The sequence below is a fragment of the Paenibacillus sp. MMS18-CY102 genome, from assembly GCF_009789195.1.
Taxonomy (GTDB): Bacteria; Bacillota; Bacilli; order Paenibacillales; family Paenibacillaceae; genus Paenibacillus_T.
Map to the genome: position 1 here is coordinate 1 of NZ_WSTC01000085.1, position 1022 is coordinate 1022.

1 protein-coding gene and 1 pseudogene are annotated in these 1022 nt (G+C 46.4%); both read right to left on the reverse strand.

Annotated elements, in window-relative coordinates; genetic code table 11:
• Positions 1-550: pseudogene (locus GON22_RS25500) on the reverse strand (IS3 family transposase); the annotation flags it as partial.
• 20 nt (positions 551-570) lie between these two features.
• The coding region (locus GON22_RS25505) for a helix-turn-helix domain-containing protein (protein WP_237179356.1) at positions 571-1022 on the reverse strand (452 nt) is incomplete at its 5' end.

Here is a 1022-nt window from a genome sequence, read left to right on the forward strand (position 1 = left end):
CGGCCTGTAAAGCCAGTTCCAACGTTTGAAAAACGAGAGGGTTATTGTTGGAGTGTCCCAAAACATAAGAGACAATTGTTTTATCATGAAGATCTAGGATTGCGCTTAAGTACGCTTTTTGTCCATGTCCATACTTGAATTCGGTTACGTCGGTTACCCACTTTTCATTTGGCGCTTCTGCTTGAAACTCACGGTTAAGCAAGTTCTCAGCTACTTGTTGCGGAGTGGAACGCTCATATTTCTTCTTCTTCCTACGAATGACCGACTGAATCCCCTTGAGCTTCATAAGGCGCCGTACACGCTTGCGGTTAATCGGGTTCTTGGTCTCACGACGCATGTGTAGGGTTAACTGGCGGTATCCAAAAGTACCCTCAACCTTCTGATACAGGGACATCATGACTTCAGTTAGCTCTCTGTTTTCCAATTCTCTTGCGCTAGGTTTGTGGTTAAGCCATTTGTAATAGCTCGACCGTGGGGTCCCTGCAATCTCACATAGAAGCTGTATGCTGAGTGATTCTGCCTGTTGCACGGCTTGGATGGCGAGATAGACGTTTTCCTGACGATGTTGGCTTAGCGACGCCTCCTTTGGAACTCCTGTAACTTTTTTAAGAAAGCATTCTCCGCACGAAGACGCTCCATTTCATACTCCAGCTTTTTCATGGCAAGTTTCTGTTTGTCGGCTTCTGTCAGTTCTTCGGGTGCTTTTGTACGCCCTCTGCCGTCGCGTAGAGCCTCTTGGCCACCCACTTCGTATTTCTTAACCCATCCATATACTTGCTGGTAGGAGACTTGGAATCGATTCGCCGCTTTCTTGTAGTCCTGCTCGTTTGCAAGACAATACAGAACAATGTCAATCCTCTCCTGGTATGTTGTTGAGCGTCCTTTTGTCATAGCCGGTGATCCCCCTGTATAAGCATTTAAGCTGCTATGACCATTATACTTCTTAACCCAGCTCGCAAGTTGACATCGGCTGGCAATCTTATATTTGTCGATTACCTGATATTGCGATAATCCCCCCTCAA